At 54.2% G+C, this 20,870-nt stretch carries 16 protein-coding genes; 12 read left to right on the forward strand and 4 right to left on the reverse strand.

The window, feature by feature from the left end; all coding sequences use genetic code 11:
* Window positions 1-7: 7 nt before the first annotated feature.
* Genes leuC through leuA form a run of 3 tightly spaced genes read right to left on the reverse strand, consistent with a single transcriptional unit; the run spans window position 8 to window position 4,078 of the window.
* Complete coding sequence (gene leuC, locus ACUTSU_RS18235; RefSeq protein WP_445651369.1) at window positions 8-1,408, reverse strand: 3-isopropylmalate dehydratase large subunit; 1,401 nt, start codon at window positions 1,406-1,408, stop codon at window positions 8-10.
* 1 nt (window position 1,409) lies between these two features.
* On the reverse strand, window positions 1,410-2,501 hold the full coding sequence (gene leuB, locus ACUTSU_RS18240; RefSeq protein ID WP_445651370.1) for a 3-isopropylmalate dehydrogenase: 1,092 nt from the start codon (window positions 2,499-2,501) through the stop codon (window positions 1,410-1,412).
* A 2-nt stretch (window positions 2,502-2,503) separates the two neighbouring features.
* Window positions 2,504-4,078 (reverse strand): 2-isopropylmalate synthase, encoded by a 1,575-nt coding sequence (gene leuA / locus ACUTSU_RS18245; protein WP_445651371.1) that lies wholly within the window; start codon window positions 4,076-4,078, stop codon window positions 2,504-2,506.
* An 887-nt stretch (window positions 4,079-4,965) separates the two neighbouring features.
* Here leuA and leuO point away from each other — a divergent pair.
* The 5 genes from leuO (at window position 4,966) to cra (ending at window position 12,089) form a co-directional block, all read left to right on the forward strand.
* Window positions 4,966-5,913: a transcriptional regulator LeuO gene (leuO, locus tag ACUTSU_RS18250; RefSeq protein WP_445654537.1), complete on the forward strand. Its 948-nt coding sequence runs from the start codon at window positions 4,966-4,968 to the stop codon at window positions 5,911-5,913.
* Window positions 5,914-6,377: 464 nt separating this feature from the next.
* The gene (locus tag ACUTSU_RS18255) at window positions 6,378-8,186 is read left to right on the forward strand and encodes an AMP-dependent synthetase/ligase (protein WP_445654538.1); all 1,809 of its coding nucleotides are present in this window, start codon (window positions 6,378-6,380) and stop codon (window positions 8,184-8,186) included.
* Between the two features lie 317 nt (window positions 8,187-8,503).
* On the forward strand, window positions 8,504-10,222 hold the full coding sequence (gene ilvI, locus ACUTSU_RS18260; protein ID WP_445651374.1) for an acetolactate synthase 3 large subunit: 1,719 nt from the start codon (window positions 8,504-8,506) through the stop codon (window positions 10,220-10,222).
* A 2-nt stretch (window positions 10,223-10,224) separates the two neighbouring features.
* The gene (gene ilvN / locus ACUTSU_RS18265; RefSeq protein WP_004932806.1) at window positions 10,225-10,716 is read left to right on the forward strand and encodes an acetolactate synthase small subunit; all 492 of its coding nucleotides are present in this window, start codon (window positions 10,225-10,227) and stop codon (window positions 10,714-10,716) included.
* Between the two features lie 368 nt (window positions 10,717-11,084).
* Entirely contained in the window at window positions 11,085-12,089 is a 1,005-nt protein-coding gene (gene cra, locus ACUTSU_RS18270) for a catabolite repressor/activator (RefSeq protein WP_012005200.1), read from the forward strand.
* 33 nt (window positions 12,090-12,122) lie between these two features.
* Here cra and ACUTSU_RS18275 read toward each other — a convergent pair whose 3' ends face one another.
* Entirely contained in the window at window positions 12,123-12,563 is a 441-nt protein-coding gene (locus ACUTSU_RS18275) for an L-alanine exporter AlaE (RefSeq protein WP_445654539.1), read from the reverse strand.
* A gap of 871 nt (window positions 12,564-13,434) precedes the next feature.
* Here ACUTSU_RS18275 and mraZ point away from each other — a divergent pair.
* Genes mraZ through mraY form a run of 7 tightly spaced genes read left to right on the forward strand, consistent with a single transcriptional unit; the run spans window position 13,435 to window position 20,868 of the window.
* Window positions 13,435-13,893, forward strand: coding sequence for a division/cell wall cluster transcriptional repressor MraZ (gene mraZ, locus ACUTSU_RS18280; protein ID WP_135315101.1), 459 nt, complete (start codon window positions 13,435-13,437; stop codon window positions 13,891-13,893).
* Window positions 13,894-13,895: 2 nt separating this feature from the next.
* On the forward strand, window positions 13,896-14,837 hold the full coding sequence (gene rsmH / locus ACUTSU_RS18285) for a 16S rRNA (cytosine(1402)-N(4))-methyltransferase RsmH (protein WP_445651376.1): 942 nt from the start codon (window positions 13,896-13,898) through the stop codon (window positions 14,835-14,837).
* The gene (gene ftsL, locus ACUTSU_RS18290) at window positions 14,834-15,154 is read left to right on the forward strand and encodes a cell division protein FtsL (protein WP_012005204.1); all 321 of its coding nucleotides are present in this window, start codon (window positions 14,834-14,836) and stop codon (window positions 15,152-15,154) included. The genes rsmH and ftsL overlap by 4 nt, the downstream gene beginning before the upstream one ends.
* A gap of 42 nt (window positions 15,155-15,196) precedes the next feature.
* Entirely contained in the window at window positions 15,197-16,960 is a 1,764-nt protein-coding gene (locus ACUTSU_RS18295; protein ID WP_445651377.1) for a peptidoglycan glycosyltransferase FtsI, read from the forward strand.
* Window positions 16,947-18,434 (forward strand): UDP-N-acetylmuramoyl-L-alanyl-D-glutamate--2,6-diaminopimelate ligase, encoded by a 1,488-nt coding sequence (murE, locus tag ACUTSU_RS18300; RefSeq protein WP_445654540.1) that lies wholly within the window; start codon window positions 16,947-16,949, stop codon window positions 18,432-18,434. The genes ACUTSU_RS18295 and murE overlap by 14 nt, the downstream gene beginning before the upstream one ends.
* The gene (gene murF / locus ACUTSU_RS18305; RefSeq protein ID WP_445651379.1) at window positions 18,431-19,792 is read left to right on the forward strand and encodes a UDP-N-acetylmuramoyl-tripeptide--D-alanyl-D-alanine ligase; all 1,362 of its coding nucleotides are present in this window, start codon (window positions 18,431-18,433) and stop codon (window positions 19,790-19,792) included. Before murE ends, murF begins: the two co-directional genes overlap by 4 nt.
* Complete coding sequence (gene mraY / locus ACUTSU_RS18310) at window positions 19,786-20,868, forward strand: phospho-N-acetylmuramoyl-pentapeptide-transferase (protein ID WP_012005208.1); 1,083 nt, start codon at window positions 19,786-19,788, stop codon at window positions 20,866-20,868. The genes murF and mraY overlap by 7 nt, the downstream gene beginning before the upstream one ends.
* Window positions 20,869-20,870 lie beyond the last annotated feature (2 nt).

The following is a 20,870-nucleotide window of genomic DNA, read 5'->3' on the forward strand; positions in this document are numbered from 1 at the left end:
GCCTTCCTTAGTGAATATCACGGATATCGGCGAAATGACCGGCAATAGCAGCCGCTGCGGCCATTGCTGGGCTGACCAGGTGAGTACGCCCACCGCGGCCCTGACGCCCTTCAAAGTTACGGTTGCTGGTGGAGGCACAGCGTTCGCCGGGGTTCAGGCGGTCATTGTTCATCGCCAGACACATCGAACAGCCCGGCAGGCGCCATTCAAAACCGGCATCGATAAAGATTTTATCCAGGCCTTCGGCTTCCGCCTGCGCTTTTACCGGGCCGGAGCCTGGCACCACGATGGCCTGAACACCGCTGGCAACCTTGCGGCCTTTGGCGATGGCCGCCGCTGCACGTAAGTCTTCAATGCGTGAGTTGGTGCAGGAACCGATGAAGACTTTATCGATCGGTACCTCTGTCAGTTTGATGCCCGGTTTCAGATCCATATAGGCCAGGGCTTTTTCGGCCGAGGCACGCTCTCCCGGATCGCTGAACGACTCAGGGGCGGGGATGGTCTGGTTGACGGCGATAACCTGCCCAGGGTTGGTGCCCCAGGTCACCTGTGGCGCGATGTCTTCCGCGCGCAGGGTGACAACGGTATCGAATTTGGCATCGTCATCGGATTTCAGCGTGCGCCAGGAGGCAACGGCCTGTTCCCAGTTGTCGCCGGTGGGGGCAAACTGACGGCCCTTCAGGTAATCAAATGTGGTGTCGTCCGGCGCAACCAACCCGGCTTTGGCACCCATTTCGATCGCCATATTGCACAGCGTCATACGCCCTTCCATGCTCAACGCCTGAATGGCCTTGCCACAGAATTCCACTACGTGGCCGGTGCCGCCGGCACTGCCGGTTTTGCCGATCACTGCCAACACGATGTCTTTGGCGGTGATGCCATCGGCCGCGTCGCCGGTTACTTCAATTTTCATGGTCTTGGCGCGGCCCTGCTTCAGGGTTTGGGTCGCCAACACGTGCTCCACTTCGGAGGTGCCGATACCAAACGCCAGCGAACCGAAAGCCCCGTGAGTCGCGGTGTGGGAGTCGCCGCAGACGATGGTCATACCCGGCAGCGTCATGCCCTGTTCCGGACCGATCACGTGCACGATGCCTTGGTACGGGTGGTTCAGGTCATACAGCAATACGCCAAACTCTTCGCAGTTCTTGATCAGTTCCTGCATCTGAATGCGTGCCATCTCGCCGCTGGCGTTGATGTCTTTGGTTTGGGTAGAGACGTTGTGGTCCATGGTGGCAAAAGTCTTGCCCGGCTGACGCACTTTTCGGCCCATGGCGCGCAGACCGTCGAAGGCCTGCGGTGAAGTCACTTCGTGTACCAGGTGGCGATCGATATACAACAGCGGGGTTTCTTCCGGCGCTGAGTAGACCACGTGGGCATCGTATAATTTCTGATATAAAGTTTTAGACATGTTATGCCCCCTGAGCGACAAAGCGGGCGATGATGTCACCCATTTCATCGGTGCTGATAGCTGGGCCGACACCGGCCAGATCGGCGGTGCGGTAACCTTGTTCCAGTGCCTGATTGATGGCTTGCTCAACGGCGTCGGCCGCCTCAGTAGCGCCCAGGCTGTAACGCAGCAGCAGGGTGGCAGACAGGATCTGGGCTATCGGGTTGGCAATGCCTTTACCCGCGATATCCGGCGCTGAGCCACCGGCCGGCTCGTACAGACCAAAGCCCTGTTCGTTCAGGCTGGCGGAAGGCAGCATGCCCATCGAGCCGGTGATCATCGCGCATTCGTCGGACAGAATGTCGCCGAACAGGTTGGAACACAGCAGAACGTCGAACTGGGACGGATCTTTTATTAACTGCATGGTGGCGTTGTCGATGTACATATGTGACAGCGACACGTCCGGGTAATCCTGGGCGACCTGATTAACCACTTCGCGCCACAAAATGGAGCTTTGCAGTACGTTGGCTTTATCAATCGAGGTCACTTTGTTGCGGCGCTTGCGGGCAGACTCGAAGGCGATGCGGGCAATACGCTCGATCTCGAAGCGGTGATACACCTCGGTATCGAAGGCGCGTTCCTGCTGGCCCTGGCCTTCGCGGCCTTTCGGCTGGCCAAAGTAGATGCCACCGGTCAGTTCACGCACGCACAGAATATCGAAACCGCGGGCGGCGATATCGGCGCGCAGTGGACAGAACTCTTCCAGCCCCTGATACAAACGGGCAGGGCGCAGGTTGCTGAACAATTTGAAGTGCTTACGCAACGGCAGCAAAGCGCCACGCTCAGGCTGCTCCGCCGGCGGCAGGTGTTCCCACTTCGGGCCACCGACCGAGCCGAACAGGATGGCGTCGGCCTGCTCGCAACCGGCGAGGGTGGCCGGGGGCAGCGGGCTGCCATGGCGATCGATGGCGATGCCACCGACGTCATACTCTGCTTCGGTGATGCGGATATCAAAGCGCTGACGCACTGCGTTCAACACTTTACGCGCCTGGACCATTACTTCCGGGCCGATTCCGTCTCCGGGCAAGACGGCAATGTGGTAAGTCTTCGTCATGTTCACACCGTTTCCTGATTATTTTGATGTTTGCTTTGCTGCAGGCGCTGTTTTGCTTTTTCTACTTGCTGGGAGCGCCAAATGTTGTTCAATACGTGCACCATCGCCTTGGCGGAGGATTCCACGATGTCGGTCGCCAGACCCACGCCGTGGAAGCGGCGGCCGTTGTAGGACACCACGATATCCACCTGGCCCAGTGCGTCACGGCCCTGGCCTTTGGCGGTTAACTGGTACTTCACCAGTTCGATGGGATAACCGGTAATGCGGTTGATGGCCTGATAAACTGCGTCAACCGGCCCATTGCCAGTGGCCGCTTCGGCTTTTTCTTCTTCGCCACAGATCAGTTTCACCGATGCGGTGGCCATGATGCTGCTGCCTGACTGCACGCTGAAGTAGTCCAGGCTGAAATGCTCGGGCTCTTCCTGCTGCTTATTAATGAAAGCCAGAGCTTCCAGATCGTAATCGAATACCTGACCTTTCTTATCGGCCAGTTTCAGGAAGGCGGCGTACAGATTGTCCAGGTTGTAGTCTTGTTCTTGGTAGCCCATCTCTTCCATTCGGTGTTTCACCGCAGCGCGGCCGGAACGAGAGGTCAGGTTCAACTGCACATCTTTCAGACCGATGGTCTGTGGCGACATTATTTCGTAGTTCTCACGATTTTTCAGCACGCCGTCCTGATGAATGCCAGAGGAGTGGGCGAAGGCATTGGAACCCACGATAGCCTTGTTGGCCGGGATCGGCATGTTGCACAGCTGGCTGACGATTTGGCTGGTGCGGAAGATTTCCTGATGGTTGATGTTGGTATGCACGTTCATGATGTCCTGGCGCACTTTGATCGCCATGATCACTTCTTCCAGCGAGGTATTGCCTGCGCGTTCACCAATGCCGTTCAAGGTGCCTTCTACCTGGCGAGCACCTGCCTGCACCGCGGCGATGGAGTTGCCGACCGCCATACCCAGGTCGTCGTGGCAGTGCACAGAGATAATGGCTTTATCGATATTCGGTACGCGGTCATACAGGGTAGTGATAATGCCACCAAACTGGTTCGGCGTGGTGTAACCCACGGTATCAGGAATGTTAATGGTGGTGGCACCGGCATTGATGGCGGCTTCTACCACGCGGCACAGGTTATCGATTGGTGTACGGCCAGCGTCTTCACAAGAGAATTCTACGTCGTCGGTGTAATTACGGGCGCGTTTCACCGAGCGGATCGCCATCTCCAGCACTTCGTCGAACGAGCGCTTCAATTTTGATTCAATATGCAGGGTTGAGGTGGCCAAGAACACGTGAATACGGAAGGCTTCGGCTACGCGCAACGCTTCGGCTGCGACGTCGATATCTTTATCCACACAACGGGCAAGGCCACATACGCGGCTGTTTTTAATCTGGCGGGCGATGGTTTGCACAGATTCAAAATCGCCCGGCGAGGAGACCGGGAAGCCGACTTCCATGACGTCGACACCCATTCTTTCCAGCGCCATCGCGATCTGAATCTTCTCTTTCACGCTCAGGCTGGCTTGCAGAGCTTGTTCACCATCACGCAGCGTTGTATCGAAAATAATGACTTGTTGGCTCATCAGGGTGGTTCCTTATCGTGTTTATTTCACGCTAAGCGGGTAAAAAAAAACCCGCGCAGTAGCGCGGGTTTGTTATGAGGTGGGCTGAATCAGTTCTGAACTGCGTCCACCGGCATACCGCGCAAACAAGATGCGTTGAGTAGTAGGCCTAGTAGACGGAAAGTAGAGTTCATGGCGGTTCAGCTCTCTAAAATAGTTTCGTTGCCTAATTTGATACGTTATTGGCTTGGTGATGTCAACACCTGATTGAAAATGAGGGTACTCCTTTACCTTCAGATTAACGGGGATTATGAACAGAGGATAGTTCGGTAAAAAATGGCATTGTCAGATAAAAAGTAAGGAAGGATTTGCGAGCCTGTTAGCATAAATTAAATGAATATATAACGCCGCAATTGCTTCTGATGTTGATTTGGTTAAAATTAAAGATGCAAATCTGCTGAAGGCGTGCTAGCCAAAAACTAAAAGTGTTGGTTTCGTATTCTCGGCGTCAATGTGTTGTTGTAAGTTATGTATTTTATGAATCATTAATAATGCTGACCGGTTGTTGGAAAACTATGGGGTGCTAATAAATAGGGTGTGATTATGCAGGTTGTTTTTTGCCTAACGATTAAATATAAATGATTACGTGCTAAGTGATAGTGTGGTGATGGGCTATTGCACAGGATTTATTTTTATGATGTGCGAAATCACTCGCAGGTAGAAAAAATAAACTTGATATGTATTATAAAAAATATTAACCATGTTTTTATATAGGATGATTCTTGAGCTCGGTTTTAAATGAATGGAGCAAGAGATAACTAATTCTACCGTGCGAAATTTATCTGGCGATGTCTTGTCATTTTATTACACGCGGGGAATTATCTACACAGGACTTAGTGGAGTGGGATATGTCGGAATGTAATTCAGAAGTTGTTATCGATAAAGAAACCAGCGAACTGCATTTGCGCAGTGTCGATCTGAATTTGCTCACCGTGTTTGATGCCGTTATGCAGATGCAGAACATTACCCGGGCGGCGAGCTTTTTGGGGATGTCGCAGCCGGCAGTGAGCAACGCCGTTGCACGTTTAAAGCTGATGTTTAATGACGAGTTGTTCGTCCGCTGTGGGCGTGGGATCCAGCCCACAGTGCGGGCTAAGCAACTGTTTGGGCCGGTTCGTCAGGCGTTGCAGCTGGTGCAAAATGAGTTGCCCGGCGCGGAGTTTGAACCCTTTACCAGTGAGCGAGTCTTCTCCATCGCCATTTGCAGTCCGCTTGATTTGCGTTTGGGGGCTACCATAATCAATCACATGAGGGAAATTGCGCCTCATACCCATTTAAAAATAAAGTCATATATAACCAATAACATCGATAACCAATTGCGCTACCAGGAGGTTGAGTTCGTTGTTGGCTATGCCAGCTTTGAGTCTTCAGAGTTTAAAAGTATGGTGCTTTTTGATGACGAGTTGGTGCTGGTGCTTTCTAGGAAACATCCGAGGATAGAAAAGTCCATCACGCCGGAACAAATCCTGGCGGAGCAACATGCGGTGGTTTCACTCGAGAGTTTTTATTCTTTCAGTAAACCCTACTATATAGAAGAAGCCATGCAACAAGTCGTGGCTCAACAATGTACTGATTTATACAGCGTACTGAATATAGTATCCAGTACTGACATGATCGCCATTGTTCCAGCCTGGCTTGCTCGACAGCAGGCTGAATCCTTGCAGCTGCGTTTTATTCCTTTACCCTGGAATGAAAACAAGGTGACCTGTTATCTGTCCTGGCATGAGTCGGTTGAACGGGATAAGGGACATCAATGGATGAAAGTGATGCTTGGCCAGTCTGATTTGACTGAATAAATCAGCCTATTATTACCCCCGAGGTGGTATTTTTTCCATTGGGGGAATAATTTTTCCGTACGTTTTTTAAGAATTGTCTTGGTTTTTTTCTAAGATAAATCTTGGCTTACCTGTGCTAAATTAACCGCTTCCGAAAGATTTCGATAGTTTCATTAAAAAATATCATTATAAAATTATCTGCTGAGATATTTATTCCATCTGGTTTTTTTATCTGTTTACCTCGCTGCCTGTCGAGCACCCATTTTGTGAGCTAAATAAAACCTTTTCATCGCCCCTCTGTCCAACTGGAGGATGCGGTGAAAATAACCTGATTTTTAGCTCACACTTCTACGCTGAAATCTCTTTTCCCGCCGCCGCGGAGTAGGTAGACTGCGCGAAAAAAAGTAAGCACGTGTAAGCTGAGATGCAGAGCCAGATGTCCTGCTCAACGCTAACTGTTTGATTCATTTCAGGCTCAGGGCGCTATGATCAATAATCTGCTGCAATACCATTTAACTCACCGTATACAGCACCAAATTTCCCAGCGTGCCGACCGCACAGCTTTTCGCCAATGGTCTCCCAGCGGCGAGAGCCAACTGACCTGGCGACAGGTCGATACGCATATCAACCGTATCGCCAGTGCGCTGCTGGCTTTGGGGACCGACGTGCAGGAACGTATCGCGATCTTTGCCAATAACTGCATGGCTTGGTCGTTGGCGGATTTGGCCGTGCTGCGGTTACGTGGGGTCAGCGTACCGCTGTATGCCACCAATACGCCGGCTCAGGCGGCTTTTATCATTAATGACGCCGATATCCGCATTCTGTTCGTTGGCGAGCAGGCTCAAGTGGACGCCGCCATCGCGTTGCGCGGTGTCTGCCCGCAACTGCTCCACATTATTGTATTTGATGACGCCGCCGATCTGCGCGGTTGTGAGATTGCTCAACACCTGAGTACTTTTGAGCGCGAAGCAGATCTGGCGGCGTTTGAATCGCAGTTACAGCAACGCATTGCCGATTGCTGCCTGCAGGATCTGTTTACGCTGATCTATACCTCCGGTACCACCGGCGAACCCAAAGGGGTAATGCTGGATTACCGTAACCTAGCGGCACAGCTTTATCTGCACGATGAGCGGCTGACGGTAAATGAAGAAGATGTCTCTCTCAGTTTCCTGCCGATGTCGCATGTTTTCGAACGTGCCTGGAGCTTCTTCATTATGCATTCCGGCGCGCAAAACGTGTTTTTGCCGAATACCGATTGGGTGCGTGAAGCCATGACGGCGGTACGTCCGACGCTGATGTGCGCGGTACCGCGTTTCTATGAAAAAATCTTCAGTGCGGTGCACGAGAAAGTTGCGCGAGCCCCCTGGTTGCGTCGGGCTCTGTTCCATTGGGCGATTGTCTGTGGTGAACGCAAGTTTTTACAGGAACGCGCCGGTAAACCACTGGGCAAGCTGTTTGATCTTTCCTACCGCTGGGCCGACAAACTGGTACTGAGCAAACTGCGCGGGATCCTCGGTGGGCGGGTGCGCTTTTTGCCGGCCGCCGGTGCCAAACTGGACGACAACGTCATTCTGTTTTTCCAGGCGATGGGCATTAACATCAAATATGGCTATGGCATGACCGAGACCTGCGCCACCGTTTCCTGCTGGGAAGAGAGCAATTTCCGCTTTGGCTCGATTGGTAAACCGCTGCCAGGGGTTGAGGTGCGTATTGGCGAGGAAAATGAAATTCAGGTGCGTGGCCTGGTGGTGATGCGCGGTTATTTCAATAAGCCGCTGGAAACCGCCGCCTCCTTTACTGCAGATGGCTGGTTGAAGACCGGTGACGCCGGTGCCATAGATGAAGGGGGAAATCTGTTTATCACCGAGCGTCTTAAGGATCTGATGAAAACCTCCGGCGGCAAGTATATTGCGCCGCAGATGCTTGAAGGCACGCTGGCGCAGGATCGCTTTATCGAACAGGTGGCGATTATCGCGGATGCCCGCAAATTTGTCTCCGCTTTGATTGTGCCCAGTTTTGAATCGCTGGAAGAATATGCCAAATCCATCAACCTGAAATACCAGGATCGGCTTGAATTGCTGCGCCACAGCCATATTCTGGAAATGTTCGAAAGCCGTCTGCGTGAGATGCAAAAAGAGTTGGCACGGTTCGAACAGGTGAAGAAGTTTACCCTGCTGCCGGCGGCCTTTTCGATGGAGTTGGGTGAGCTGACGCCAACGCTAAAGCTGCGTCGTAAGGTGATTTTGCAGCGCTACCAGAGTGAGATTGACTCGATGTACCAGGATAAGACTTAATTCTTTTGCCGGGGCAGATAATCCGGTTAAAAAATCAACATCATTCTTGCCTGATATAGTTCTGTAATTCTCCACCTGACTGAAACAATGCCTAGCCCGATTTGCCGGCGGCTAGTGCATTGTTTTTGTAAATCCCCGATCCCCAGCCCGTTGCTAGTAACCTTTCTGTTGTTGTGCCATTTTGCCGTTTGCCTGCCTTATCTTCTGACGTTATGTTAATGGGTTATAGTCAATCCATAAAAATTTTGGGGTATTGCCCCACAACAGGTGCCACGTTCCGGTGCCAGATAAGAATAAGTTAGCCTGGAGGCAAACCCATGGAGATGTTGTCAGGAGCCGAGATGGTCGTCCGATCGTTGATCGATCAAGGCGTTAAGCATGTATTCGGTTATCCGGGCGGGGCGGTACTCGATATCTACGACGCCCTGCATACGGTCGGAGGGATCGACCACATATTGGTGCGCCATGAGCAAGGTGCGGTGCATATGGCCGATGGCTATGCGCGTGCGACCGGTGAGGTGGGGGTAGTGCTGGTGACTTCTGGCCCTGGAGCGACCAATGCGATCACCGGTATTGCAACCGCCTATATGGACTCCATTCCGATGGTGGTGCTTTCCGGTCAGGTTCCCAGCTCGCTGATTGGCTATGATGCCTTCCAGGAGTGCGACATGGTCGGGATTTCTCGCCCGGTGGTGAAACACAGCTTCTTGGTCAAACGTACCGAAGATATTCCCGGCATACTGAAAAAGGCTTTTTATCTGGCCTCAACCGGCCGCCCTGGACCGGTGGTGATCGACTTGCCGAAAGACATCGTGGGCCCGGCAGTGAGAATGCCTTACGCCTATCCGCAGGAAGTGAGCATGCGTTCCTATAACCCGACGGTGCAAGGGCACCGCGGGCAGATCAAGCGAGCACTGCACACCATTCTGACGGCTAAAAAGCCTGTTATGTACGTCGGTGGCGGGGCGATCAACTCGGCCTGTGACGCTGAGCTGCTGGAACTGGCGGAGAAGCTGAATCTGCCGGTCACCTGTACCCTGATGGGGTTAGGCGCCTTCCCCGGCACGCATCGGCAGAGCGTAGGAATGCTCGGCATGCATGGGACTTATGAAGCCAACAAAACCATGCATAATTCTGACGTGATCTTTGCCGTCGGCGTGCGTTTTGACGATCGCACCACCAACAACCTGGCCAAATACTGCCCGAACGCTACCGTGTTGCACATCGACATCGACCCTACCTCAATTTCCAAGACGGTAGACGCCGATATTCCGATTGTCGGTGACGCCAAACAGGTGTTGACCCAGATGTTGGAGCTGCTGGCGCAGGAAGATAAAGCGCAGGACCACGATGCGTTGCGCGACTGGTGGCAGTCTATCGAACAGTGGCGTGCGCGTGATTGCCTGGGCTACGACAAAAACAGCGGCACCATTAAGCCGCAGGCAGTGATCGAAACCCTGCATCGGTTGACCAAGGGGGGCGCTTATGTCACCTCCGATGTCGGTCAGCACCAGATGTTCGCTGCACTCTATTACCCGTTCGACAAACCACGCCGCTGGATCAACTCCGGCGGATTGGGCACCATGGGCTTTGGTCTGCCAGCGGCGCTGGGCGTGAAGCTGGCGCTACCTGACGAAACCGTGGTCTGTGTCACCGGCGACGGCAGTATCCAGATGAACATTCAGGAACTGTCCACCGCGCTGCAATACAACCTGCCGGTGATCGTAGTGAATCTTAATAACCGCTATCTGGGCATGGTGAAGCAGTGGCAGGACATGATTTATTCCGGCCGTCACTCCCAGTCTTATATGGATTCCTTGCCGGACTTCGTCAAACTGGCCGAGGCTTACGGCCACGTGGGCATCGCCATTCGCACGCCGGATGAACTGGAAAGCAAACTGGCTCAGGCGCTGGCCGAGAAAGAGCGCCTGGTATTTGTCGACGTGACCGTCGATGAAACCGAACATGTTTACCCAATGCAGATTCGTGGTGGAAGCATGGACGAAATGTGGTTAAGCAAAACGGAGAGGACCTGATCATGCGCCGTATTTTATCTGTATTGCTGGAAAATGAATCCGGTGCGTTATCGCGTGTGGTGGGTTTGTTCTCTCAGCGCGGTTACAACATTGAAAGCCTGACGGTAGCACCGACCGACGACCCCACTCTGTCACGTATGACGATTCAAACCGTCGGCGATGAGAAGGTATTGGAGCAGATCGAAAAACAGCTGCACAAGCTGGTGGACGTGCTGCGCGTTAGTGAACTGGTCCAGGGTGCTCACGTTGAGCGTGAAATCATGCTGGTGAAGCTGCAGGCCAGCGGTTATGGCAGGGAAGAGGTGAAACGCTGCGCCGACATTTTCCGCGGTCAAATTGTTGACGTCACGGCCACGCTGTACACCGTTCAGCTGGCGGGCACCAGCGACAAGCTGGATGCGTTCCTGAGCGCGGTGCGTGAAGTGGCCGAAATTGTTGAAGTGGCACGTTCCGGTGTGGTCGGCGTGTCGCGCGGCGATAAAATCATGCGCTGAGGCGTGATATTGGCATAATCTAAGGGCGCGGCTAGGCTGCACCCTTAGATTGATGACAAACACCCGAAAAACGCGGTTTTCGGGTGTTTGGGGAAAATCAGAAGATATAATCCTTTGCTTTTATTTGTACTCAGATCAGAACTGTTAATCGCAATGAATTTTGTCAACAGTTTCAGGGCGCGGCTAGGCTGCGCCCTTTGTTTTTCGGGGTTTTTTGCCCGTTTGCTGGCACCTTTCGGCAAAAGCGGTTGCTAGGTAGTGTTTTCTGCGGTTAGATCGCAGAGGCTGGATTGAATAACCGCACAGGATGCGATGGTTAATCCGAGCATGATTTTCACTTCTATTTTCAGCGTCATTAAGGGGTTAACGTGAAACTGGATGAAATCGCCCGTCTCGCAGGCGTTTCGCGCACCACGGCCAGTTATGTCATCAACGGCAAGGCGAAGCAGTATCGTGTCAGCGATAAAACCGTCGAAAAAGTGATGGCCGTGGTCAGGGAGCACAACTATCACCCGAATGCCGTCGCGGCAGGGCTGCGCGCAGGGCGAACTCGTTCAATCGGTCTGGTGATACCGGATCTGGAAAACACCAGCTACACCCGCATCGCCAATTATCTGGAGCGTCAGGCCCGTCAGCGTGGTTATCAACTGTTGATTGCCTGTTCGGAAGATCAGCCGGATAACGAAATGCGCTGTATTGAGCATCTGCTGCAACGCCAGGTCGACGCGTTAATCGTTTCTACCGCCTTGCCGCCGGAGCATCCGTTCTATCAGCGCTGGGCCAATGATCCGCTGCCAATTATCGCACTGGATCGGGCGCTGGATCGCGAGCATTTCATCAGCGTGGTAGGGGCCGACCAAGAGGATTCCTTCGCACTGGCGCAAGAACTTCGCACCTTCCCGGCGGAGTCGGTACTGTATCTGGGAGCATTGCCGGAGCTTTCCGTCAGCTTCCTGCGTGAGCAGGGCTTCCGCGAAGCCTGGCAGGATGACGAACGACCTGTCGACTATCTGTATGCCAACAGCTATGAGCGTGAGGCGGCCGGCGTGCTGTTTGCCGAATGGCTGAAAACCCATCCGATGCCCCAGGCGTTGTTCACTACCTCATTCTCTTTACTGCAAGGTGTGATGGATGTGACGCTGAAGCAACGTGGCCGTTTGCCGACCGACCTGGCGATCGCCACCTTCGGCGATCACGAGCTGCTGGACTTCCTCGAGTGTCCGGTTCTGGCGGTCGCTCAGCGCCACCGTGACGTGGCTGAGCGGGTACTTGAACTGGTACTGGCCAGCCTGGATGAGCCGCGTAAACCCAAACCGGGTCTGACGCGTATCCGCCGTAATTTGTTCCGCCGCGGCAGCCTTAGCCGGAAGTAAACCCAAACAGGAGCGCCCCGTTGCGCTCCTGCTTCACACGTAGCCCGTCACCCTGAACAACTTTCTGCAGTATTCGAGAAAATAGCCATACACCACGCCCATTCCCATTGATACCACGGCGTTGCTGATCACCGCCGTGATGATTTGTTGCCCATCGGCACCGACGCTCCACAAGATGGCGGCATAGACCGGTGATTGGAAACTGACATAGGCCAACAGATCGGCCAGGTTACGCAGTAAAAAGGGTTGGCGATGGAAGCGCCTGGCGACACGGAGAAACAGATCGCGATAGCGCCCATAAGGCCAGGCGATCAGGATATTTACCGGGATCGACAGCAAACGGGATGAGAGTGATTGTTGAAAGTTCATACCGGACACCAGCATTTCTATCGCCATGCCGGCGATGAAGCAGTACACCACCAGTGCAAAAGTATCGGCAGCGGCGCTGCGCAAGTGAGCAACAGGCGAAAGCATGATGCAATCTCCATGATTTTTTGTTAATGTTTTGTTTATTTTTTGTTTTTTGGTTGTTAATTTTGATTTTTTCTTCTTCTTGTAGTTTACGATTCTGACTTTAATTGGATAAGTAGCTTAATATTTTTATTTAAAGGCGTTGCGTGGTTTTTGTGCTGAGCTCTGGCTGAGGAATATGGCGCGAAGGGATTAAAAGTGGATGATTTCAAACTATTCAATTAAAAACAATGAGTTGCATTATTTTTTGCGAGGGGGCGATTTTTCACAGTAAAAATTGTGGGAATAAATGATGTAAGGAAATGAAACCATAATTGTAAACAGGTGTTTTGAGAATAATCTCAATAAATTGATTTAAATCGAAATTAGCTCCCTTCGTAATATCCGAGCCATTTATTTTTTCAGTGAACTTATCACCGAGGCTTTAATTGAAGTAAAATAGCGGCCGGCCTGTAGCCTAATAACCGTTGAGTGTTATTAACTCAATGGCTTAAGCCCTGGTTCGGCTTTAGGGCGAGTTTGCGCCGAGCCTTGTCCGGTGCGGGTCGCACCGGGTTACAGGGATGTGATTGCCGAGCTAAAAAATGAGACATCGATTGCAGAAGGAAGTATTGAGTTAATTAATCGCCAATTTGTCAGGTTTTTAATCACGCTCTTTCCGCTTAGAAATTTCTCCCCGTTTATCATGGTGTTAATTTTTAATCATCTAATAAATAGCGTTCCTTTCGCGAGCCAGATCCCAAAATGGCCGAAGAAATATTGCCAAAGCGCTGGCGCTCTGGCTTGACAAGGTTTTCATACCCTCCGTAAACTCCATTATGTGGGAATTTGTGGGGTAAAGTGGTGAAAACGGTCGTGGAGGGGTAGCTCAGGCATGTTCCGTGGAGCAACGATGGTTAATCTCGACAGCAAAGGGCGGCTTGCCGTACCTACCCGTTACCGGGAATTGCTGAACGAGCAATCTCTAGGCCAAATGGTTTGTACCATTGACCTCCATCAGCCCTGCCTACTGCTTTACCCACTGCCCGAATGGGAAATTATTGAGCAAAAGTTATCCCGTCTGTCGAGTATGAATCCCGCCGAGCGCCGCGTTCAGCGTTTGCTGTTGGGACATGCCAGTGAGTGTCAGATGGATAGCGCCGGTCGGTTGCTGTTAGCGACAACGCTACGCCAACACGCCGGGCTTACCAAAGAAGTGATGCTGGTCGGGCAGTTCAACAAGTTTGAACTGTGGGATGAACAGACCTGGTATCAACAAGTCAAGGATGATATTGACGCAGAGCAGTCGACTCAGGAACCGTTGTCTGAGCGGCTACAGGACTTGTCGCTATAAGCATGTTGGAAAATTATAAACACACCACCGTACTGTTGGATGAGGCAGTTAACGGCCTTAATATTCGCAGTAACGGCACATATATCGACGGTACTTTTGGCCGCGGTGGCCATTCGCGTCTGATTCTGTCCCAGTTGGGGCCGGAAGGGCGTTTGCTGGCAATTGACCGCGACCCACAGGCGATTGCAGCCGCCAAGTCTATTGAAGATCCTCGTTTTAGCATCGTACACGGCCCTTTTTCTGATTTGTCACACTATGTGCGGGAACGCGAACTTGTGGGGCAGATTGACGGCATTTTACTCGATCTGGGCGTTTCGTCGCCGCAGTTGGATGACGCAGAGCGCGGTTTCTCCTTCATGCGTGATGGGCCGCTGGATATGCGTATGGACTCCTCAAGCGGTCAGTCCGCCTCCGAGTGGCTAATGAAAGCGGAAGCCGACGACATTGCCTGGGTGCTGAAAACCTTTGGTGAAGAGCGTTTTGCCAAGCGTATCGCTCGCGCCATCGTGGAAAGAAATCAGGTCGACCCGATGACTCGCACCAAACAGCTGGCCGATTTGATCGCCAACGCCAGCCCGTTCCGGGACAAGCACAAGCACCCGGCAACCCGCAGTTTCCAGGCGATCCGCATCTACATCAACAGTGAGTTGGAAGAGATCGAACGTGCGCTGGACGGCGCGCTGGAAGTGCTGGCTCCGCAGGGGCGCCTGTCGGTGATCAGTTTCCACTCGCTGGAAGACCGTATCGTTAAACGCTTTATGCGCCACCACAGCCGTGGTGCTCAGGTGCCGGCCGGTATTCCGCTGACCGAAGCGCAATTGCGCAGTATGGGCGGTCGCACGCTGAAAGCGCTGGGCAAGATGATGCCTGGGGATGCTGAAGTGGCGGAAAACCCGCGCGCACGTAGCTCGGTGCTGCGTATTGCCGAGAGGATGTCCGCGTGATTGGTAACGAGCGTCATGGCCTGGTCGGGGTGATTGGCGGCGATCTGCTGCGTAACGCCAAGATCCCGTTGATTTTACTGATTGCCTCGTTGGTGTCAGCGGTGTTTGTGGTGACTACCGCGCACCGCACCCGTTTGCTCACCGCCGAGCGCGAGCAGCTGGTTTTAGAGCGAGATGCTCTGGACATTGAGTGGCGTAACCTGATTCTGGAAGAGAATGCTCTTGGGGACCACAGTCGGGTAGAGCGCATTGCTACTGAAAAACTGCAGATGCAACATGTTGATCCATCGCAGGAAAATATCATCGTTAAACAATGAATGATTTAACTGAAATCACTACACGGAGTAGAAAGGGAACGCATGAAAGCAGCACGGCCCGGTAAGTTGAAACGCCAGGAAGATCAGGCCAGCTTTGTAAGCTGGCGTTTTGCGTTGCTGTGCGGCTGTATTTTGCTGGCGTTGGTTGGGTTGATGCTGCGTGTGGCTTATCTGCAGGTGATTAATCCGGACCGCCTGGTGAAAGAAGGCGACATGCGTTCACTGCGCGTGCAGGAAGTGCCCACTTCGCGCGGCATGATCAGCGATCGCTCAGGGCGGCCGCTGGCGGTGAGTGTGCCGGTGAACGCCATTTGGGCCGATCCGAAAGAGCTCAATGAGCGCGGCGGCATAACGCTGGACAGCCGCTGGAAGGCGCTGTCTGATGCGCTGAATATCCCGCTGGATCAGCTTTCCACTCGCATTAACGCCAACCCAAAAGGGCGCTTTGTCTACCTGGCGCGCCAGGTGAACCCGGCGATTGGCGACTATATCCACAAGCTGAAACTGCCGGGGATTTACCTGCGTCAGGAGTCTCGCCGTTACTATCCATCCGGCCAGGTGACCTCGCATATCATCGGCGTGACCAACATCGACGGTCAGGGGATTGAAGGCGTAGAGAAGAGCTTCGACCGCTGGCTGACCGGGCAACCGGGCGAAAGAACCGTACGTAAAGACCGTTTTGGCAGGGTGATCGAGGACATCTCTTCGGTCGACAGCCAGGCGGCGCATAACCTGGTGCTGAGCGTCGACGAACGTCTGCAGGCGCTGGTTTATCGTGAGCTGAACAACGCCGTGGCGTTCAACAAGGCTGAATCCGGTACTGCGGTACTGGTGGACGTGAACACCGGGGAAGTGTTGGCGATGGCCAACAGCCCGTCTTACAACCCGAACAATATGGCCGGTACGCCGAAAGAAACCATGCGTAACCGTGCTATCACCGATATTTTTGAACCCGGCTCCACCGTAAAACCTATGGTGGTCATGACGGCATTACAGCACGGCATTGTGAAAGAAAACAGCGTGCTCAATACCGTCCCTTACCGTATCAACGGCAAGGAAATCAGGGACGTTGCGCGTTATGCGGAACTCTCCCTGACCGGGGTCTTGCAGAAGTCGAGTAACGTCGGTGTTTCACGACTGGCGTTATCGATGCCGTCCTCAGCGTTAGTAGATACTTACTCTCGTTTTGGATTGGGAAAAGCGACCAATTTGGGGTTGGTCGGAGAAAGCAGTGGCATATACCCAAAAAAACAACGGTGGTCTGACATAGAGAGGGCCACCTTCTCTTTCGGCTATGGGCTAATGGTAACCCCGTTACAGTTAGCGCGAGTCTACGCCACGATCGGCAGCCTGGGCGTTTATCGTCCGCTGTCGATTACCAAGGTTGACCCACCGGTTGCCGGTGAGCGCGTGTTCCCTGAACCTCTGGTGCGCACCGTGGTGCACATGATGGAAAGCGTTGCCCTACCGGGCGGCGGTGGGGTGAAAGCCGCGATCAAGGGCTACCGAATTGCCATCAAAACCGGTACTGCCAAAAAGGTGGGGCCGGACGGCAAATACGTCAATAGATACATCGCTTATACCGCCGGCGTTGCGCCGGCAAGTAATCCCCGTTTTGCTCTGGTGGTGGTCATCAATGACCCGCAGGGTGGGAAATACTACGGTGGTGCGATCTCCGCACCGGTATTTGGCGCCATCATGGGCGGCGTGTTGCGCACCATGAACGTCGAACCGGACGCGTTACCTACCGGTGAGAAAAGCGATTTTGTAATTAACAGAAAAGAGGGTTCAGGTGGCCGATCGTAATTTGCGCGACTTACTCGCTCCGTGGGTGCCAACGGCACCCGGGTGCGCGCTGCGGGAAATGACATTAGACAGCCGTATTGCGGCTGCCGGGGATCTGTTTGTCGCCGTTGTTGGCCATCAGGCAGATGGACGTCGCTATATTCCGCAGGCTATCGCGCAGGGCGTTGCCGCTGTGATTGCCGAAGCTGAAGGTCAGGCTGAAGACGGCGCTATTACTGAAATGCACGGCGTGCCGGTGATTTATCTGAGCCAGCTCAATCAGCGTCTTTCCGCGCTGGCCGGTCGTTTTTACCAGGAGCCGTCAGAGCGTCTGCGTCTGGTCGGCGTCACCGGAACCAACGGCAAGACCACCACCACTCAATTGCTGGCACAATGGGGCCAACTGCTCGGTGAAACCAGCGCAGTGATGGGCACCGTGGGCAACGGTCTGCTGGGTCAGGTATGCCCAACCGAGAATACCACCGGTTCTGCGGTAGATATTCAGCACGTGCTAAACGAACTGGTTGATCAGGGCGCGACCCTTGCCGCGATGGAAGTCTCTTCCCACGGCCTGGTGCAACACCGTGTGGCGGCGTTGCCGTTTGCCGCTGCCGTGTTTACCAATCTGAGCCGCGACCATCTTGATTACCACGGTGACATGGCCAATTACGAAGCGGCCAAGTGGTCGCTGTTCGCCGGTCACGAAGTGGGCCAGGCGATTATCAATGCCGATGACGAAGTCGGTCAGCGCTGGTTAAGCAAATTGCCGGATGCGGTGGCCGTCACCATGCAGGATAACCTGCAACCAGGCTGCCATGGTCGCTGGCTGAAGACTACCGCGGTCAACTATCACGATAACGGCGCCACTATCCACTTCAGCTCAAGTTGGGGCGACGGCGAGATTGAAAGCCGTCTGATGGGGGCGTTCAACGTCAGCAATCTGCTGCTGGCACTGGCGACGCTGCTGTCGTTGGGTTATCCGCTGGCTAAATTGGTTGCCACCGGCAATCAGCTGCAGCCGGTCTGTGGCCGCATGGAAGTGTTCAACGCGCCGGGTAAACCGACGGTAGTGGTCGATTACGCCCACACCCCGGACGCGCTGGAAAAAGCATTGGAAGCCGCGCGTCTGCACTGCGTGGGGCAGTTGTGGTGCGTGTTTGGCTGCGGCGGCGATCGTGATAAAGGCAAACGTCCGTTGATGGGCGGTATCGCTGAACAGTTCGCCGATCGCGTGGTCGTGACCGACGATAACCCTCGTACCGAGGAACCGCAGGCGATTATCGCCGATATCCTTACTGGCCTGCTGGACGCCGGACGCGCTCTGGTGATCCACGGTCGTGCGGAAGCGGTAACCAGCGCCATCATGCAAGCTAAAGAACAAGACGTGGTACTGGTGGCAGGTAAAGGCCACGAGGACTACCAACTGGTGGGGAATCGCCGTCTGGATTACTCCGATCGCACCACCGTCGCGCGTCTGCTGGGGGTAGTAGCATGATCCCTGTCTCTCTGCGGACACTGGCCGATGTATTGGACGCTGAGTTGCTCGGCGCCGATTGCCAAATCGTTGAGGTGACGACAGATACCCGTCAGGTAACCGCAGGTTGCCTGTTTGTGGCATTGAAAGGCGAGCGTTTCGACGCTCACGATTTTGCTGTTGATGCGATAGCTGCTGGCGCCGGGGCACTGCTGGTAAGTAAGCGCTTATTGGTGGAGGTTCCGCAACTGGTGGTGAAAGACACCCGTTTGGCGCTGGGACAGTTTGCTGCCTGGGTTCGCCAGCAGGTTCCAACTCGCGTAGTGGCGTTAACCGGTTCATCGGGCAAAACCTCGGTGAAGGAAATGGCCGCGGCCATTCTGCGTGAATGCGGTGAAGTGCTGTATACCGCCGGCAACTTCAACAACGATATCGGCGTGCCGCTGACGTTGTTGCGTTTACAGCCGCAGCATGACTTTGCCGTGATTGAGCTGGGCGCCAACCATATTGGCGAGATTGCTTACACCACCGCATTAACCCGTCCGCAAACCGCCCTGGTGAATAACCTGGCGGCCGCCCACCTGGAAGGCTTTGGCTCTTTGGCCGGTGTCGCTCAGGCGAAAGGCGAAATTTTTTCCGGTTTACCGGCTGACGGCGTGGCGATCCTCAACGCCGACAACAACGACTGGCCGCACTGGCAGAGCATGCTGGACGGCAAAATAGTCTGGCGCTTCTCGCCGCAGGCGGCGGAAGGCGTTGATTTCTTTGCCAGCGATGTGCAGGTGAATGGTAAGGGCACGCAGTTTAGGCTGCACAGTCCGTTCGGCACTGCGGAGATTGCACTGCCGTTGCCGGGTCGTCATAACGTAGCCAATGCGTTGGCCGCTGCGGCGCTGGCCATGTCGGCCGGGGCATCGCTGGAGGCCGTGCGTCAGGGTCTCAAGCAATTGCAGGCGGTGCCGGGGCGTTTGTTCCCGATTGCGCTTTCTGACCATCAACTGCTGCTGGATGACAGCTATAACGCCAACGTCGGTTCAATGACCGCCGCCGCACAGGTACTGGCGGAAATGCCTGGCTACCGCGTGATGGTGGTGGGCGACATGGCTGAGTTGGGGGCAGAAGCCGAAGAGTGTCACCGTCAGGTGGGTGAAGCCGCCCGGTTGGCCGGGGTCGACAAGGTATTGGGCGTCGGCCCGTTAAGCCAGGTGCTGATTGAAGCTTCGAGTAATGGCGAACATTTTCAGGATAAGGCAGCAGTGATCGCGCGCGTGGCGGAATTACTGTCGGAACATGCGGTAATTACCGTGTTAATTAAGGGTTCACGTAGTGCCGCAATGGAGCAGGTAGTACGCGCGTTACAGGAGAAAGCACCATGTTAGTTTGGCTGGCCGAACATTTGGTCAAATATTATTCCGGCTTCAACGTCTTTTCCTACCTGACGTTCCGAGCCATTGTCAGCCTGCTGACCGCGCTGTTCCTCTCCTTGTGGATGGGGCCGCGGGTGATTAAACGCCTGCAGGAGATGTCCTTCGGCCAGGTGGTGCGTAACGACGGTCCAGAGTCGCATTTCAGCAAGCGCGGCACGCCGACCATGGGCGGCATCATGATCCTGACCTCCATCACCGTTTCGGTGCTGATGTGGGCCTATCCGTCCAACCCTTACGTGTGGTGCGTACTGTTTGTCCTGGTGGGCTACGGCATCGTCGGTTTCGTTGATGACTACCGCAAGGTGGTTCGCAAAGACACCAAGGGGCTGATTGCCCGCTGGAAATATTTCTGGCAGTCGGTGATTGCGCTGGTGGTTGCTTTCGCCATGTATGCCGTAGGAAAAGACACGCCAGCCACCGAGCTGGTTGTGCCGTTCTTTAAGGACATCATGCCGCAGCTGGGCCTGTTATACGTGCTGTTGGCGTACTTTGTGATTGTCGGCACCAGCAACGCGGTCAACCTGACCGACGGGCTGGATGGCCTGGCGATTATGCCGACGGTGTTCGTGGCGGCGGGCTTTGCGCTGGTGGCCTGGGCGACCGGTAACATGAACTTCGCCAACTACCTGCACATTCCTTATCTGCGTCACGCCGGTGAACTGGTGATTGTCTGTACCGCCATTGTGGGTGCCGGTCTGGGCTTCCTGTGGTTCAACACCTACCCGGCCCAGGTCTTTATGGGCGATGTTGGCTCACTGGCACTGGGCGGCGCGCTGGGCACTATCGCGGTGCTGCTGCGCCAAGAGTTTTTACTGTTGATTATGGGCGGCGTGTTCGTGGTTGAAACGCTGTCGGTCATTTTGCAGGTGGGGTCGTTCAAGCTGCGCGGACAACGTATTTTCCGCATGGCACCGATTCACCACCACTATGAATTGAAGGGCTGGCCAGAGCCGCGCGTGATCGTGCGCTTCTGGATTATTTCGCTGATGCTGGTGCTGATTGGCCTGGCGACGCTGAAGGTGCGGTAATT

Source organism: Serratia sp. NA_13 (assembly GCF_052691735.1).

What these genes read in the sequence shown, in the direction of transcription:
- mraZ (WP_135315101.1), top strand. Translation starts at nt 13,435, where the DNA reads ATGTTCCGTGGAGCAACGATGGTTAATCTCGACAGCAAAGGGCGGCTT.
- ACUTSU_RS18295 (WP_445651377.1), top strand. Translation starts at nt 15,197, where the DNA reads ATGAAAGCAGCACGGCCCGGTAAGTTGAAACGCCAGGAAGATCAGGCC.
- rsmH (WP_445651376.1), top strand. Translation starts at nt 13,896, where the DNA reads ATGTTGGAAAATTATAAACACACCACCGTACTGTTGGATGAGGCAGTT.
- leuO (WP_445654537.1), top strand. Translation starts at nt 4,966, where the DNA reads ATGTCGGAATGTAATTCAGAAGTTGTTATCGATAAAGAAACCAGCGAA.
- leuB (WP_445651370.1), bottom strand. Translation starts at nt 2,501, where the DNA reads ATGACGAAGACTTACCACATTGCCGTCTTGCCCGGAGACGGAATCGGC.
- ACUTSU_RS18255 (WP_445654538.1), top strand. Translation starts at nt 6,378, where the DNA reads ATGATCAATAATCTGCTGCAATACCATTTAACTCACCGTATACAGCAC.
- leuA (WP_445651371.1), bottom strand. Translation starts at nt 4,078, where the DNA reads ATGAGCCAACAAGTCATTATTTTCGATACAACGCTGCGTGATGGTGAA.
- ACUTSU_RS18275 (WP_445654539.1), bottom strand. Translation starts at nt 12,563, where the DNA reads ATGCTTTCGCCTGTTGCTCACTTGCGCAGCGCCGCTGCCGATACTTTT.
- murF (WP_445651379.1), top strand. Translation starts at nt 18,431, where the DNA reads ATGATCCCTGTCTCTCTGCGGACACTGGCCGATGTATTGGACGCTGAG.
- mraY (WP_012005208.1), top strand. Translation starts at nt 19,786, where the DNA reads ATGTTAGTTTGGCTGGCCGAACATTTGGTCAAATATTATTCCGGCTTC.
- ilvI (WP_445651374.1), top strand. Translation starts at nt 8,504, where the DNA reads ATGGAGATGTTGTCAGGAGCCGAGATGGTCGTCCGATCGTTGATCGAT.
- leuC (WP_445651369.1), bottom strand. Translation starts at nt 1,408, where the DNA reads ATGTCTAAAACTTTATATCAGAAATTATACGATGCCCACGTGGTCTAC.
- ilvN (WP_004932806.1), top strand. Translation starts at nt 10,225, where the DNA reads ATGCGCCGTATTTTATCTGTATTGCTGGAAAATGAATCCGGTGCGTTA.